Annotated in this window: 13 protein-coding genes; 9 read left to right on the plus strand and 4 right to left on the minus strand. The window is 73.8% G+C overall.

Annotation, left to right across the window (positions count from 1 at the left end):
- Positions 1-184: 184 nt before the first annotated feature.
- The 4 genes from ACWF79_RS09170 to ACWF79_RS09185 all read right to left on the minus strand — a co-directional run bounded on the left by ACWF79_RS09170 (position 185) and on the right by ACWF79_RS09185 (position 3597).
- On the minus strand, positions 185-1354 hold the full coding sequence (locus ACWF79_RS09170; RefSeq protein WP_453727411.1) for a hypothetical protein: 1170 nt from the start codon (positions 1352-1354) through the stop codon (positions 185-187).
- A gap of 430 nt (positions 1355-1784) precedes the next feature.
- Entirely contained in the window at positions 1785-2048 is a 264-nt protein-coding gene (locus ACWF79_RS09175) for a hypothetical protein (RefSeq protein ID WP_453727412.1), read from the minus strand.
- A 247-nt stretch (positions 2049-2295) separates the two neighbouring features.
- On the minus strand, positions 2296-3099 hold the full coding sequence (locus ACWF79_RS09180) for a hypothetical protein (RefSeq protein WP_453727413.1): 804 nt from the start codon (positions 3097-3099) through the stop codon (positions 2296-2298).
- A gap of 258 nt (positions 3100-3357) precedes the next feature.
- Positions 3358-3597 carry a chaplin gene (locus tag ACWF79_RS09185; RefSeq protein WP_453727414.1) on the minus strand — a complete coding sequence of 80 codons (240 nt, stop codon included), beginning with the start codon at positions 3595-3597 and terminating at the stop codon, positions 3358-3360.
- Positions 3598-3979: 382 nt separating this feature from the next.
- Between ACWF79_RS09185 and ACWF79_RS09190 the strand changes: the two genes are divergently transcribed.
- From ACWF79_RS09190 to ACWF79_RS09230, 9 genes are read left to right on the plus strand one after another with little or no spacing between them, the layout of a single operon-like run.
- A complete protein-coding gene (locus ACWF79_RS09190; RefSeq protein ID WP_453727415.1) occupies positions 3980-5041 on the plus strand; it encodes a DUF3344 domain-containing protein in 1062 nt (353 codons plus the stop codon).
- Between the two features lies 1 nt (position 5042).
- The gene (locus tag ACWF79_RS09195; RefSeq protein ID WP_453727416.1) at positions 5043-6167 is read left to right on the plus strand and encodes a glycosyltransferase; all 1125 of its coding nucleotides are present in this window, start codon (positions 5043-5045) and stop codon (positions 6165-6167) included.
- Positions 6164-7603, plus strand: coding sequence for a sugar transferase (locus ACWF79_RS09200; RefSeq protein WP_453727417.1), 1440 nt, complete (start codon positions 6164-6166; stop codon positions 7601-7603). The genes ACWF79_RS09195 and ACWF79_RS09200 overlap by 4 nt, the downstream gene beginning before the upstream one ends.
- A gap of 2 nt (positions 7604-7605) precedes the next feature.
- Positions 7606-8904 carry an O-antigen ligase family protein gene (locus ACWF79_RS09205; RefSeq protein ID WP_453727418.1) on the plus strand — a complete coding sequence of 433 codons (1299 nt, stop codon included), beginning with the start codon at positions 7606-7608 and terminating at the stop codon, positions 8902-8904.
- Positions 8897-10888, plus strand: a complete 1992-nt coding sequence (locus ACWF79_RS09210) for a lipid II flippase MurJ (protein WP_453727419.1) — start codon at positions 8897-8899, stop codon at positions 10886-10888. The genes ACWF79_RS09205 and ACWF79_RS09210 overlap by 8 nt, the downstream gene beginning before the upstream one ends.
- Positions 10797-11573, plus strand: coding sequence for a polysaccharide deacetylase family protein (locus ACWF79_RS09215; RefSeq protein ID WP_453727420.1), 777 nt, complete (start codon positions 10797-10799; stop codon positions 11571-11573). Before ACWF79_RS09210 ends, ACWF79_RS09215 begins: the two co-directional genes overlap by 92 nt.
- On the plus strand, positions 11570-12703 hold the full coding sequence (locus ACWF79_RS09220; protein ID WP_453727421.1) for a glycosyltransferase: 1134 nt from the start codon (positions 11570-11572) through the stop codon (positions 12701-12703). The genes ACWF79_RS09215 and ACWF79_RS09220 overlap by 4 nt, the downstream gene beginning before the upstream one ends.
- A 17-nt stretch (positions 12704-12720) precedes the next feature.
- Positions 12721-13404: a lipopolysaccharide biosynthesis protein gene (locus tag ACWF79_RS09225; RefSeq protein ID WP_453727422.1), complete on the plus strand. Its 684-nt coding sequence runs from the start codon at positions 12721-12723 to the stop codon at positions 13402-13404.
- 11 nt (positions 13405-13415) lie between these two features.
- Positions 13416-14540: a GNAT family N-acetyltransferase gene (locus tag ACWF79_RS09230; RefSeq protein ID WP_453727423.1), complete on the plus strand. Its 1125-nt coding sequence runs from the start codon at positions 13416-13418 to the stop codon at positions 14538-14540.
- The last annotated feature ends 640 nt before the right edge of the window (positions 14541-15180 follow it).

Consider the following 15180-nt stretch of genomic DNA (forward strand, 5'->3'; position numbering starts at 1 on the left):
CGTGAGAGCGCAGATTCATGACTGCGGAGGCCCTTCAGAGCGGGTGTCGACGGTACTGAGGTACTGCGTCCTGAGAACGAGCCTGACGGAGGGAACGTCGCGAAATTCGCCTGTGTGCAGCAACGTAGAAGACCCCCACCGGTGACGGTGGGGGCCTTCGTTGACGCCGCGTCAGTACTGCGCGTCAGCCCTGGCGCTCGCCCCGCTGGGCCCGCCCGGCCCGGACGACGCGCCCGGCGCGGAGGCGGAGAACGGTTCCGCCGACGAGCAGCGCGGCACTGACGGCCGCGGCACCCGCCGTCGAGGCGTCGCTGCCCGTGTCGGGCAGCTGCGGCTTGTCGGGCCCGTCCGGGGACGTGGGAGGAGTGGTCGGAGTGGTGGGCTCGCCCGGAGTCGTGGGAGGAGTCGTCGGCGTCGTGGGCTCGCCCGGCTTACCCGGCTCGTCCGGAGACGTCGGCGGGGTGGTGGGAGTCGTGGGCTCCCCGGGGTTGCCCGGCTTCCCGGGCTGGTCCGGGTTGCCGGGGTTCTCCGGGTGATCCGGCTTCCCCGGCTGATCCGGCTTCCCCGGGTGATCCGGGTTCCCAGGGTTCTCCGGGTGATCCGGCTTCCCCGGGTGATCCGGGTTCCCAGGGTTCTCCGGGTGATCCGGCTTCCCGGGCTGGTCCGGGTTGCCGGGGTTCTCCGGGTGGTCCGGCTTCCCCGGCTGATCCGGGTTCCCAGGCTGATCCGGGTGGTCCGGCTTCCCCGGCTGATCCGGCTTCCCAGGGTTCTCGGGGTGATCGGGCTTCCCCGGCTGGTCCGGGTTGCCGGGGTTCTCCGGGTGGTCCGGCTTCCCCGGCTGATCCGGCTTCCCAGGATTCTCGGGGTGGTCCGGCTTTCCCGGCTGATCCGGGTTGCCAGGCTGGTCCGGGTGGTCAGGCTTCCCCGGCTGATCCGGCTTCCCAGGATTCTCGGGGTGATCGGGCTTCCCCGGCTGATCCGGGTTGCCAGGGTTCTCCGGGTGGTCCGGCTTCCCCGGCTGGTCCGGGTTCCCGGGCTGGTCCGGGTAGTTGGGGTGCTCCGGGGGCTTGGGGGGTTCCTCGTCGGGGCCGTCGCCGTCGCCGTAGCCGCCGGGCTCGTCGTCGTCCGTGGTCGCGCAGACGTCGGCGACCGCCGCGGCGATCGCGGAGATCCGCGCCGGGTCGCCGCAGAGGCTCTCGGGGAGGGGGATCTGAAGATGCTGGCCCGTGCCGGGCTTCGGCGTATCGCCCGTACCGCTCGCGGAGTTCGCCGCCATGGCGACGCCTCCGGTCAGCGACAGGATGCCCGTCGTCGCCGCGGCGGTGAACAGCTTCCGGCTGATGATGGATCGCATACCGCTCTTCCTCTGGAGAAAAGGAGAGACCGGAAGGGATCCCCCCTCGCTCCGACCGGCCTGTCCGCGCGCTCAGTACGTCGGTCGTCGACGGACTGGCTACGGAACGTCAGGCTCAGGGACACCGGGCAGCTGCGCCGCGGACCGCGACGCGAGAGCGAGCGCCGCCGCCATCGGTCTCTCCAAGGGCCGACCTTCCGTGGGGGGTCGGCGAGAGCCTAGGGAGCGGCACACTTCGGGGGCCGGGACCACACGGCAGCCGATCCGAAAATCATTCGATCAGCCGATCACTGTGGGTAGCGGCATACGCCCGGTGAGAAGGTCCGCCGGCGCCAGGCGGAGCGAGGGGTCCATCCAGGAGGGTCGGGACCGCGTGAGCGGTCCGCCGCGCTAGGGAAGTGCGCGGGGCGGTGGTGGCGCTGAGGGTGCGTCAGCCACCGACGGGGAGGCCGCCGAGCAGCGGGGCGCTCTGGGTGGTCTTGTTCAGCTTGTCGGCGGTGTCCCCCACGGTCTTGACCACGGAGCCGTCCGTGGTGCTGCTCAGCGCGTCCGTCTTCAGGCCCTCGCTGGTGAGCGCCGAGAGGCCACCGTTCAGGCTGGTGGGCGTCAGCGCCTCGGCGGCCATGGCGGGCGCGGCGGCACCCAGGGCCATCACAGAACCGGCGACGACCGCGGCAACCTTGGTGGGCTTCATGAATCGAGTCCTTCCTCATTCGCGTCACAGTGCAAGCAAGTCGCTTGCCGTACAGGCCTCTTGGCGATTCCTGTACGTCGTTCTGTCTTCTGTAACGAGAGGTGCGCGCCCCGGAAACTCCGGGAGAAGGGATTTCTGCCCACTGCACCCGAATGACTGGCCGCGGTCCTATTTGCGGACCGGACGGCCGAACGCCGTGCCGCCCGGTGGGATGCCGGGCGGCACGGCGCGGGTGGTGCGACCGTGACTACCGAGGGGGCAGCGCCGGCTTCACCGGCAGCTCGGGGGCCGCGACGGGGGGCGCCGCCGGGGTCTCGGGCGCCTGGACCGGGAGCGTCGGGAGCTTCGGCAGGCCCGCGAGGTCCGGTGCGGGCAGTCCGCTGCCGAGGAGCGTGGTGACGAGCAGGTTGACCAGCGAGGTCAGGGTCGCGGTGACCTGCGGGACGACACCGGTGGCGTCGCCGCCCGTGACCGCCGCGAGCAGGTCGGCGACCGCCTTCTCGATGGTGGCGAGGGCGTCGGAGAGGAGATCGGCCGGTGCGGCCTGCGCGGCCTTCGCGCCGCCGGCGGCGACCGGGAGGACCGGAGCCTGTGCGGCCGGGGCCTGAGCGGCGGGAGCCTGAGCGGCCGGAGTCTGAGCGGCGGGGGCCTGGACGGCCGGGGCCTGAGCGGCCGGGGCCTCCGCAGGCGACTCGGCCGCGGGGGGCTGGGCGGCCGAAGTCTCGGGCGCCGCGGCGGCGGTCTTGGCGGAGTCGATGGCCTCCGCGATCTTGGCCTTGAGCGCCGCGGCGTCGGCGGCGGGGATCTGACCGCCGTCGGCCTTGAGGACGGCCTCGAGAAGCTCGGTGACCGGAGCGGTCACCTCGGTCATGTCGCCCAGCGCCTCGGTCTGGGCGAGCAGCGCCGCCGCGTTCGGCAGGGGTGCCTGCGCGGCCGGGACGGAGATGCGGGACGGGTCGTGTTCGTCGGCGAGGGCGGGTCCCGCCGTACCGACGGTGATGGCGGCGGCTATCGCCAGGGCGGTGATGCGGCTCAGGGCCAGGGGACGCATGTCTGTTCCTTTTCCGTATGCGTCGGACAACAACTCCCCCACCGTGTCCTGCACGCATAGCGCTCCGCAACGAGAAGACTACGCAGCGCCACCCCCTCCGTTCGGGTGAATCCGCTGCCCTGACCTGGTCCTCCGAGGGGCGTACGCCGTTGCACCCGACGGCGCACAAGGGTGCGTCCGAATGAGCAAAGGCCGGCGCGCCACCCGTGAACGGGGCGGCGCGCCGGCCTCGGAAGGACCACGATCCGGCGTGCGAGATCAGGCGTTGACGCAGGTGTTGCCGAAGGCCGGGTTCAGGGCGCCGATGACGTTGACGGTGTTGCCGCACAGGTTGATCGGCACGTGGATGGGGACCTGGACCAGGTTGCCGGACAGGACGCCCGGGGAGTGCAGGGCCGCGCCCGCGGCGCCGGAGTCGGCAGCGGCGACACCGGCGGCACCCGCGACGGACGCCGCGACACCCACGGACAGGACTACAGCCTTCGCGATACGGGACATGGAGAAGCGCTCCTCGATTGTTGACAGACCTCTGAGACGGCACGGACGGTTTCGCCCGGCTCCTTCAACAACGCAGCGGCAATTCATCGGTTGCTCTCCCGAACGGGTGACGTTCAACCGATCTTTGGGCCATAAGAGGGCCATTCGAGCGTGTGGCCGAGGATTGGCGCAACACGCACAACGAGGAAACTGCCGAACAGGTACGGGAGTTAGCGTTTGTGAGCATCTAATGCTTACTATCGCCCGGCGTCGGGGTTATAACGTTCCCGAACGTTGCTTCCGGTCCAGCCGCGCGGACGCCCTTTTCGCACGGTCGACATCTCCCTCTCCCCCGGTCTTCACGGGTGTTCCCTTGCTTCTCTCATCAAAGCGGAGAACCTGTATGCGGAATTCAGCGGTTCGTGCTGTGCGCCGCGGTGTGTTGTGCGCCCTGTCGTGTGCGGCCCTGTCCGCCGCGCTGCCGGCCGCCGCCGCGCCCCAGCCCAAGGAAGCCCCCCGCGTTCCCTTCGCCCAGCGGTACCAGGCGGTCCAGCACGGCGGGATCGTCCGCGCAGCCAACACCTCGGCCACCGTCGCCAAGGACGCCACGAGCGCGGGAACGCGCAACGACGGCTTCGCCATCGGGTACGTCGACGTCGACGACGACCCCAACACCTACAACTCCAGCAGCGCCGAGCTGCGGGTCCCCGAGGGCTCCCGGGTCAGCTACGCCCGGCTCTACTGGGGCGGGAACCTGCTGGTCGGCGAGCAGAAGCCGCACAAGGACAACGGCCGGGTGCTGATCGCCGAGCCCGGGGGCCGGTACAAGGCGGTCCTGGCCGACTCCACGATCGGTCACCGCACGGCGGACGGCGCCGACGCCTTCCAGGCCTCGGCGGACGTCACCGAACTCGTCCGCTCGGCCCGCGACGGGCTGTGGACGGTGGCCCAGGTGAATGTCGCCATGGGCCGCTCCAAGGTCGGCGGGTGGGGTGGCTGGACCTTGGTCGTCGCGTACGAGAACGCGGCGGAACCGCTGCGCCGACTGGCCCTCTGGGACGGTTTCGAAACGGTCGGTCCGCGTACCGGTGCACTCCGGGTGGGGCTTGCGGAAACGGCTGTTCCGAAGGGCGCTTCGGGACAACTCGGAGTGGTCGCCTATGACGGCGACAAGGGCACTTCCGGGGATTACCTCGCGGTGGAGACGAGCCGGTCGAAGAGTGTCCTGCTCTCGGATTCCGCCAATTCCGCGAACGACGTGATGAACTCCAGCATCACCGATTTCGGCGCCGGTCGGATCGAACGACTTCCGGCTCATCAGAACACCCTGGGGTACGACTCCGACGTCTTCGATCTGGGGGGTGCGCTGCGCCATGGAGCCGACCGATTCCACGTCCGCCTCGGCTCCCGCCAGGACACCGTCTGGCTCGGAGCGCTCTTCCTCCAGGCGGACGTCCGGCGCTGACGTGCTGTCCTTCTCCGTTCTGCACGCGGTCCAGCCCGGCGACGGCGGGGTCGCGCGCGTCGTCGTCGACCTCGTCCGCGCGCAGCTCGGCGCGGGGCTTCGGGTCGCCGTCGCCTGCCCGCCCGACACCCCGCTCGCCGAGGCCGTACGGGCCGAGGGCGCCGGGCTCTTCGACTGGCGGGCCGGGCGCGACCCCGGCCCCGGTCTGGTCCGGGAGACCCGTGACCTGGCCCGGGTGATCCGTACGGTCGCCCCCGCCCTGGTCCACGCGCACAGCGCCAAGGCCGGGCTGTGCGCCCGACTCGCCCTGCGCGGAGGGCTGCCGACGGTGTACCAGCCGCACGCCTGGTCGTTCGAGGCGGTCGACGGCACGGTCGGCGCCCTCGCCCGCCGCTGGGAGGTGTGGGCGGCGCGCTGGACGCACCGGATCGTGTGCGTCAGCGAGGCGGAACGCCGTACGGGCGAGACGGCGGGCGTCCGGGCGCCGTGGTCGGTCATCCACAACGGGGTGGACGTGGCGCGGTTCGCGCCGGCCGCCTCGGACGACGACACCGTCGACGCGCCCGGGCCGACCGTCGTCTGTGTCGGGCGGCTCTGCCGGCAGAAGGGGCAGGACGTCCTGCTCTCCGCCTGGCCCGCCGTCCTGGAACAGGTGCCCACCGCCCGGCTCGTGCTGGTCGGCGACGGGCCCGACGGGGAGCGGCTTCGGGCCGCCGCTCCGCCGTCCGTGCGGTTCACGGGCAACGTCGACGACACCGCGCCCTGGTACCGGGCGGCCGATCTCGTCGTCCTGCCGTCCCGTTGGGAGGGCATGGCGCTCGCGCCCCTGGAGGCCATGGCGAGCGGACGGCCCGTCGTGGTCAGCGATGTGGACGGGGCCAGAGAGAGCCTCCCGCCCGGCCACGAACCCCTGTGCCTGGTCCCGCCCGAGGACCCGGCCGCCCTCGCCACTGCCGTCGGCCGCCTGCTCGGCCGGCCGGAGCAGCGGCGGACCCTGGGCCGCGAGGCCCACGAACACGTACTCAGCAGATTCGATGTGCGGCGCACCGGCGCGGCCGTCGCGGACGTGTACCGCGAGCTGGCCGGAGTGCGGTGCACCGAGCACAGAGAGCCGATTTCGCCGTGACTACGGAAAGCACCAGCGTTCCTTCTGCACCGGGCCCCTGGCCCTCGGCGGGCCGGGGCAAGCTCCCCGGACTCGCCTCCCTGGCGCCGCAGCGCGGCGGTTCGGACCGGCTCGCGCTGCCGCCGCGCCGCTCCGCGCCGCTGCGGTTCGCCGCCGTACCGCTGATGGCGGCCGACGGCCTGGCCGTGCTGCTCGCCGTCGGGCTGATGCCCGAACCGCAGCGCGGGCTACGGCTGTTCCTGCTGGTCGCCCTGTGCGTGCTGGTCCTGGACGCGCAGGCGGGGCTGCACCGGCCGGCCGGGGCCCGCGCCGCCGTACTGGACGAACTGCCCGCGCTCGCCGCGCGGGCCGGGGTCGCCTGGTGCGTCTCGGCCGCGGCCGTCGCCGCGTTCGCCCCAGCTCTTGCGATCGGCCCGGGCGCGCTCGGCACGGCGTACGCGACGCAGCTCGTCGCCGTCTGCCTGGCGCGTGCCGTGGTGCACGCCCGGCGGCGGCGTACGGCCCGGGCGCATCCGCGCTCCGCGCTGGTCGTCGGCGCGCCGGCCGCGGCCCGCAGGTTCGCGGCGGCGCTCGCGCAGCACCCGGAGTACGGCATCCGGCCGGTCGGGATCGTCGGTGCGCGGCCGGACGGGGAGCCCGGGCTTCCGGTTCTCTCCTCGGCCGAGGAGATCCACCGGGCGGTCATCCAGAACACGGTGCGCGACGCCGTCTTCCTGAGCGACGACACCAGCTTGGTGACGCTCTTCCAGCACTACGGATGCACCACCTGGCGGGTGGGCGGCGAGGGCCACGAGGGGGCGATGAGCGACCATCTGTGGGGGTACGCCTGCCGGCGCCTGGTCCCGCTGGGTGAGCGGCCCGGGCTGACCGCGAAGCGCGCGCTCGACGTGGTCCTGGCCGCTCCCGCGCTGGCCCTGGCCCTGCCGGTCCTGCTGCTGTGCGCGCTGGCGGTCCGGCTCTCCGACGGGCCCGGGGTGCTCTTCCGGCAGGAGCGGGTGGGGCAGAACGGGCGGCTGTTCACGCTGCTGAAGTTCCGTACGCTGCGCCCGGCCGACGAGACGGAGTCGGCGACCCGGTGGAGCGTCGCCAACGACCGGCGGATGAGCGCGGTCGGCGGCTTCCTGCGGAAGTCCTCGCTGGATGAGCTGCCGCAGCTGTGGAACGTGCTGCGCGGGGACATGAGCCTGGTCGGTCCGCGGCCCGAACGGCCGTACTTCGTCGCCCAGTTCAGCAAGATCCACGCGGGTTACGCGGACCGGCACCGGATGCCGGTCGGGCTGACCGGTCTGGCGCAGGTGCACGGGCTGCGCGGCGACACGTCCATCGAGGACCGCTGCCGCTTCGACAACCACTACATCGACCACTGGTCGCTCTGGCAGGACGTCCGGATCCTGCTGCGGACCGCGGCGGGCCTGGTCCGGCCGGCGGGGAGCTGATGATGGCGACGGCGACGGGGGTGGTGCCGTGGGCGGCCGGGACGGAGGTACGGGACTGGGCGCGCCGGGCCGCGGCGCTGTCCCCGGTCCTGGTGGTGATCGCGCTGCTGCTCGTCCCCGGCGGGGGCGGCGCGGACGGCGGCACGGGCGGGACGGGGACGGTCGCGGACGCGGCCTCCGGACTGCTCGTGCTGATCTGCCTGGTGCGCGTGGTGCGGAGCGGGGCGCGGCCGCTGAGCCGCGCGGCGGCGGTGGTGCTCGGGTTGCCGGTGCTCGGGATCTGCCTGGCGGCGATCACCTCCGGTGACCCGGCGTCGTCCCTGCCGGGCGTGGCCCGGTACGTGCAGATCTTCGTCCTGGTCCCGGCGGCCGTGCTGCTGATGATCCGTGACCGGCGGGACTTCGCGGTGGTCGCGTGGGCGCTGGTCGCCCTGGCGCTGGTGCAGGGCGCGGTCGGGGTGGCGCAGTACCTGACCGGGACGGGCGCGTCGTACCAGGGCGAGGACGTCCGGGCGGTCGGGACGTTCGGGCCGACGGACGTGATGGGGATGGCGACGGTCGTCTCGTACGGCCTGGTCGTCGTCGTCGGGATCGCGCTGGGGAGCGGGCGGGGGCGGGCGCGGACCGCCGCGCTTGTCTGCGCAGGTCTGCTCTTCCTGCCTCTGGTCCTCTCGTTCAGCCGGGGCGCGTGGATCGCGACGGTGCTCGCGGTCGCGATCCAGCTGGTCCTTTCGGGGCTGCGGCGGGCGGGGCGGGTGGCGCTCGTCGTGGGCGCGCTCGCGGTGGTCCTGGTGGGCGGGTTCGGGGTGGGCTCGGCGATGGTGAAGGAGCGGGTCGCCAGCATCACGCAGGTGGCGGGGGCGCCGGACCAGTCCGTGACGGACCGGTACACGATGTGGGCGGCGGCCGGGCAGATGTGGCGGTCCGATCCGCTGACCGGGGTGGGCCTGAAGGGCTTCCCCGCGTACCGCGACTCGCACGCCTCGCTCGCGCTGTCGTCGGGCAGCGACACGGCGGGGGCGGGCGCGGACTTCCTCAAGCAGCCGCTGCTCTCCCCGCACAACATGTATCTGCTCGTGCTGAGCGAGCAGGGGCTCGTGGGGCTGCTCGCGCTCGCGGGGAGCTGGGCGGCCCTGCTGGTGGGCGCGGTGCGGCGGATGGGGCTCGTCGCGATCGGCCTGCTGTCGTGGCAGCTCATCGACTTCTTCTACGCGGACATCGGCGGCCCGTCGACGGTCCTGATGTCGGTCGTGCTCGGCCTCGCGGCCTGGTGGTCGCTGGCGGAGGTGGACCGTGCGTGACCCGTGGGGCGGGGAGCCCGAGTCCACGGACCGGGTGCCGCCCGCGGAGCCCCCCGGGGAGTCCGGTGCGCCTGTGTGGGCGGACCCGTGGGCCCCGGGCGTCCGGCGTTGGGCGGGCACGACGGCGCACGTCCCGCCCGGCGGCTCCGGGTCGGTACGGGCCCCGGCGGCCTCCGGCGCGTCCCCGTCCGCCGGGGCCCGTACCGCCGCGCCCTCGGACGGCGGGCTGCCGCCGCCCGTGGAGTACGCCGACGACTGGCGGCCGCGCGGCCGGCGGGGCGACGGCCCGGCACGCGGGGTCCCGGCCTCCGCCCCGACCGCCGCCCCCGCACCGACGTCCGCTCCCGCTCCGAAGGCCGGCGGGGGCGGTCGGTTCCTCGCGCGGGCCGCCGCCGTGACCGCCGTGCTCACCGCCGCCGGGGCCGTCCTCGGACTCGTACGGGACCAGAGCCTCGCGCACTACTTCGGCGCCGGGGCCGAGACCGACGCGTTCCTCGTCGCCTGGACCGTGCCCGAGTTCGCGTCGACGCTGCTCATCGAGGACGCGATGGCGCTCATCCTCGTGCCCGCGTTCAGCCGCGCCCTGACCCGTCGGCGCGGCGCCGTCCGTGCCCTCGTACGCTCCACGCTGCCCCGGCTCGTGCTCGCCATGTCCGCGCTCGCCGGGGTCCTGATCCTCGCCGCGCCGCTCCTCGTCGCCGCGCTCGCGCCCGGCCTCTCCGACCCCGCTCTCGCCGTCGACTGCACCCGGCTCACCGCGACCTGCGTGCTGACCTTCGCGCTGGCGGGCTACTGCTCCGCCGCCCTGCGCGCCCACGGCTCGTTCCTGCCCCCGGCCGCCATCTACGTCGCGTACAACATCGGCATCATCGGCACGATCGTGGTGCTCCGCGAACCCTTCGGCGTACGGGCGGCGGCCGCGGGGGTCGCCGTCGGCGGGGCGCTGATGGTGGCGGTCCAGGCTCCTTATCTCGTACGGGAGTTGCGTCGGCGGCCGCTGCCGCAGGCGGGGCCGGTCGCCGACGGACGGCTGCTCGTCCTCGGCCTGATCGCCCCCGTCATCGCCTTCACGGTCTCCCGCCAGTCGCAGATCCTGATCGAACGCTTCCTCGCCTCGCCGCTCCCCTCCGGCGCCATCTCGCATCTGAACTACGCGCAGAAGGTCGCGCAGATGCCGATGATCCTCTCGCTGATGCTGTGCACGGTCAGCTTCCCGGTCGTCGCCCGTGCCATGGCGGCGGGCGACACGGACGGCGCCCGCCGCCGCGTCGAGCGCGACCTGCTGCTCGCCGCCGTCGTCGTTCTCGTCGGCGCCTCGATCGTCATCGCCGCCGCGCCCCAGATCGTCGAAGTCCTCTTCCAGCGCGGCGCCTTCGACTCCGGCGACACCGCCGCGACGGCCGCCGTGATGCGGGTCTACGCCCTCGGGCTGCTCGGCCAGACCACGGTCGGCACTCTGGTCCGCTGCTACTTCTCCGTCGCCCGCCCCCTCTGGTACCCGGCCGCCGCCATGGCCGCCGGTCTCGCGGTGACCGCCGTCGCCGGAGTCGTCGGCGCCGGGCTGTGGGGCGCGGTCGGCATCGCCGGCGCCAACGCCCTCGGGATCACCCTGACCGCCGTACTCCTGCTGCTCGGCGCACACCGCCAGGCCATCCCCGTCCGCGTCCGGTACCTGGGCGAGGGGCTGCTGCGGCTCGCGACCGCCGCCGCCTGGGCCACCGCCGCGGGCTGGCTCTGCTCGGTCCTGATCACCCCCACGCTGCTCTCCCTCACCGTCGCGTGCGTGGTCTGCGCCGCGGTCTTCCTGCTCTTCCTCACCTGCGCCCCCCGCGCGCCGGACATCCCACCCCTCACCCGCACCGCATCCCGAAGGCTCGCCCATGCCCGCTGCCATGGCGCCCCCCGCCGCCGCGATCCGTCGACTGCTGCCGAAGCCACCTCCCTGGGTGGTGATGTACCACTCGATCGCCGACCCCACGGATGATCCGTACCGGGTGACCGTCTCCCCCGTCCGCTTCGCCCGGCAACTGCACTGGCTGGGCGACCGTGGACTTCGGGGGGTCTCCGTCCGCGAGTTGCTCGCCGCGCGCGCGGAGGGCCGTGCCAAGGGGCTCGTCGGCCTCACCTTCGACGACGGGTACGCCGACTTCGTCGAGTCGGCGCTGCCGCTGCTGCGCCGCCACGGTTTCACCGCCACCGTGTACGTCCTGCCCGGCCGCATCGGCGGGGAGAACGCCTGGGACGGCAACGGGCCGCGCAAGCCGCTGCTGTCGGAGGACGGCATCCTGCGGGTCGCCGAGGCCGGCATGGAGATCGGTTCGCACGGCCTGCGGCACGTCTCGCTGCCCACGCTGGACGCGGCGACGCTCGCCCGGGAGACCACGCGCAGCCGGGAGCTCCTGGAGGAGATCACGGGCGCGCCGGTGGACGGCTTCTGCTACCCGTACGGGGACGTCGACGACCGCGTGGTCCGGGCCGTACGGGAGGCCGGATACCGCTACGGCTGCGCCATCGATCCGGGCCCGCTGACCTGTGCGCACGCGCTGCCCCGGGTCCACGTCGGGGAGCAGGACACCTCCTGGCGGCTCACCGTCAAACGCCTGCTGCACCCGCTGCGCCGACGCCACCCGGACGATCTCGAACACGTCGTGCTCCAGGAGACGTCATGAAGGTCCTGCACATCATCACGGGCCTCGGGATCGGCGGCGCCGAGCAGCAGCTGCGGCTGATGCTGCGTCACCTGCCGGTACGCAGCGAGGTCGTCACGCTCACCAATCCCGGCCCTGTCGCCCGGGGCATCGAGTCCGACGGCGTCCCGGTCACGCACCTGGGCATGGCGGGCAACCGGGACCTCGGCGCGCTGCCCCGGCTGGCGGGGATCGTGCGCCGGGGTGGGTACGACCTCGTCCACACCCACCTGTACCGGGCGTGCGTGTACGGCAGGCTCGCCGCCCGGCTCGGCGGGGTCCGCAGGGTCCTCGCGACCGAACACTCCCTCGGTGACACCCAGATCGAGGGCCGTCCGCTCTCCGTCGGCACCCGCGCGCTCTATCTGGCGACCGAGCGGCTCGGCACGGCCACGGTCGCCGTCTCGCCGAGCGTCGCCCGGCGCCTGGCGGCCTGGGGCGTGCCGGCCCCGCGGATCGAGGTCGTCCCCAACGGCATCGACCGGACGCGGTTCGGCTTCGACGAGGACGCGCGCCGCATGACGCGCAAGCTGCTCGGCCTGCCGGAGGACGCGTTCGTCGTCGGCGGGGTCGGCCGGCTCGCGCCGGGCAAGCGCTTCGACCGTCTCGTACGGGCGGTGGCGTCGGTGCCGCGGGCGCGGCTGCTGCTCGTCGGCGAGGGCGGCGAGCGCGAGCGGCTGCTCGCCGTGGCCCGTGAGTGCGGGGCCGCCGACCGGGTGCTGCTCCCGGGCGCCTGCGAGGACCCGCCGGCGGCGGACTCCGCGGGACCCGACCTGCCGTCGCTGCTCGCGGCGATGGACGTCTTCGTCTCCACCTCCCCCGACGAGACCTTCGGCCTCGCGGTCGTCGAGGCGCTGGCCGCCGGACTGCCGGCGCTGTACGTGGCCTGCCCGGCGATCGACGACCTGTCGCCGGACGAGGCCCCGGGTGCCCGGCGGGTCGGCGAGTCCGTAACCGAACTGGTCTCCGCGCTGCGCGGCATCCGTGACGCCCGGCTCGCCCGGCTGCCGCAACCCGCCGCCGCGCGCCGCTACGACATCGCGCACAGCGCCCAGCAGTTGCTGTCCCTCTACGAACAGGCCGTCCACGGCACCCCTCCCCTCCCGAAGTGAGTCACCCGATGTCACCGATGAGCTCCCTGAGTCCCCGCCGCGCCCGGCTCGCCGCCGCGCTGCGCACCCCCCGCCGATGGCTCGTGCTGCCCGCGTCCGTGCTGGTCGGCACGGCCCTCGGCGCGGGCTACGGGGTCGTGAAGACCCCGGAGTACGCGGCCACGAGTTACGTCATCGTGGTCCCCGGCGAGAAGTCCGACCCGGCCGCGGCGCTCGGCTTCGCCCAGGCGTACGGGCGGGTCGCCACCGACATCGCGGTGACCGGCGACGCGCAGGTGTGGGCGGGCGTCTCCGCCGCGACCCTGCGCGAGAGCGTGCAGGCGGCCACCTCCCCGGACGCGCCGATGATCTCGCTCACCGCGCGGTCCGCGACCCCGGCCAAGGCCGTCTCCATGGCGGACGGAGTGGCCCGCGCCCTGGTCCTCAACAGCACGCACGTCTCGGGGAACACGGGCGTGAAGGTGGTGCAGTTCTCGCGGGCCACCAAGCCCCTGGAGCCCGTCTCGCCCTCCGCCCCGCTCTCCGCGCTCGTCGGCGGCTGCGCGGGCGGTCTGCTCGGCGGCCTGGCGCTGCTGGTGCGGCCGAGGCGCACCGGGCGCGCGGTACGCGCGGAGGCCCGGCACTCCCGGCAGGCCGCGGCCCCGGCCGCCGTCCCCGGACCGGCGGTCGGCAAGCACCAGCCGGAACCGGAGGCGGTGTGACGGGGGGCGGCGTGAGAGCCGAGGTCTGCCGGGACGGCGCGGAGTTCGGCCGGCTCGCCGAGCGGTGGGCGTCGCTGTACGCGCGCTGCTCCACGGCCACCCCGTTCCAGTCGCACGCGTGGCTGCACTCCTGGTGGGTGTCGTACGGCACTCCGGGCGCGCTGCGGGTCGTGCTCGTACGGCGTGAGGACGGCGAACTGGTGGCGGCGGCGCCCTTGGCGCGGGCGCGGGGTCCGCTGCCGGTCCTCACCCAGCTCGGTGGCGCGATCACCGACTTCACGGACGTCCTCCTGGACGACGCCTGCCCGGAGGCGGCGCCCGCGCTGGCCCGGGCGCTGGCCGAGGCCGCGCGGGGCGCGGTGATCGATCTGCGGGAGGTCCGGCCGGGGGCGGCGGCGGAGCAGGTCGTCGCGCACTGGCGGGGTCCGCGCCGGCGGCTGCCCGACTCGCTCTGTCTGGAGCTGCCCGCCGTGCCGATGGACGCCCTGCTCGAACGGATTCCGTCGGGCAAGGCCCAGCGGGTGAGGGCGAAGCTGCGGAAGCTGGACGCGCTCGGGATCGACGAGCGGATCGTGCCGGAACACGAGGTGCCGGCCGCCCTCGAACGGCTCCTGAAGCTGCATCAGCTGCAGTGGCGGGGGCGGGGCGTGACCGTCGAGCACACCAGCGACCGCTTCGCCCAGCATCTCGCGCGGGCCGTGCGGCCGATGGTCGAGCACGGGGACGCGCGGGTGACGGAGTTCCGGCTCGGCGGGGAAGTCGTCGCGGCGGACCTGACCCTGATGTCGCCCCGGCTCGCGGGCGGCTATCTGTACGGCGCGGACCCCGTGCTGCGCGAACGGAAGGTCGACGTGGCGGCGATGCTGCTGCGGCACGGGGCCCGGGAGACCAGCGCGAGCGGGCGGGCGACGCTGAGCATGCTGCGGGGCGCCGAACCGTACAAGCAGCACTGGCGGCCGGAGCCCGTGCGCAACCAGCGGCTGATGCTGGCGGGCCGCGGTGCGGCTCCGCTGCTGTGGCTGCGCGCGGGCGCGGCGGACGGCAGGCGCTGGGCGGCCCGGCAGGCACGCGAGCGGGCCTGGGTCGGGCGGGCGGTGGAGCGGCTGCCGGGACGGACGAACGGCGGCGGAGGATGAGTTCCTCCGCCGCCGTGGGGGCGGGCAACCTCAGAAGGGCCAGTTGTCGCTGTCCAGGATGTCCTCCCAGGGGTCGTTGACCTCAGGCTCGACCGCGTCGTCCCACTTCATGTCGATCTTGGGGACGCAGACCTTGCCACCGATCCAGCTGTCGACCCACGAACCGAGATTCACGGGCCAGCAGGTCTCCTCGGGCTTCGGCTCGGGCTTCGGCTCGGGCTTCGGCTCCGGCTTGGGCTGGGGCTTCGGCTCGGGCTTGGGCTGCGGCTTCGGTTCCGGCTTGGGCTCGGGCTTGGTTTCGGGCTTCGGCTCGGGCTTCGGCTCGGGCTTGGTCTCCGGCTTCGGCTCCGGCTTGGTCTCCGGCTTCGGCTCCGGCTTCGGCTCGGGCTTGGTCTCCGGCTTCGGCTCGGGCTTGGTCTCCGGCTTCGGCTCCGGCTTGGTCTCCGGCTTCGGCTCCGGCTTGGTCTCCGGCTTCGGCTCCGGCTTGGTCTCCGGCTTCGGCTCGGGCTTCGGCTTCGTTTCCGGCTTGGGTGCGGGGCTGGTCGGGGTCTCGGGAACCCCGGGTACCTCAGGCGCCTCCGGAATCTGGGGGATCTCCGGAATCTCGGGGATCTCGGGCGTCTCCGGAATCTCGGGCGCC

The organism is Streptomyces sp. NPDC054975 (genome assembly GCF_053609105.1).

Bases quoted from the DNA above. Each gene is read 5' to 3' on its own strand.
- ACWF79_RS09170 (WP_453727411.1), bottom strand. From the start codon at position 1,354: ATGCGATCCATCATCAGCCGGAAGCTGTTCACCGCCGCGGCGACGACG.
- ACWF79_RS09175 (WP_453727412.1), bottom strand. From the start codon at position 2,048: ATGAAGCCCACCAAGGTTGCCGCGGTCGTCGCCGGTTCTGTGATGGCC.
- ACWF79_RS09180 (WP_453727413.1), bottom strand. From the start codon at position 3,099: ATGCGTCCCCTGGCCCTGAGCCGCATCACCGCCCTGGCGATAGCCGCC.
- ACWF79_RS09185 (WP_453727414.1), bottom strand. From the start codon at position 3,597: ATGTCCCGTATCGCGAAGGCTGTAGTCCTGTCCGTGGGTGTCGCGGCG.
- ACWF79_RS09190 (WP_453727415.1), top strand. From the start codon at position 3,980: ATGCGGAATTCAGCGGTTCGTGCTGTGCGCCGCGGTGTGTTGTGCGCC.
- ACWF79_RS09205 (WP_453727418.1), top strand. From the start codon at position 7,606: ATGGCGACGGCGACGGGGGTGGTGCCGTGGGCGGCCGGGACGGAGGTA.
- ACWF79_RS09215 (WP_453727420.1), top strand. From the start codon at position 10,797: ATGGCGCCCCCCGCCGCCGCGATCCGTCGACTGCTGCCGAAGCCACCT.
- ACWF79_RS09220 (WP_453727421.1), top strand. From the start codon at position 11,570: ATGAAGGTCCTGCACATCATCACGGGCCTCGGGATCGGCGGCGCCGAG.
- ACWF79_RS09225 (WP_453727422.1), top strand. From the start codon at position 12,721: ATGAGCTCCCTGAGTCCCCGCCGCGCCCGGCTCGCCGCCGCGCTGCGC.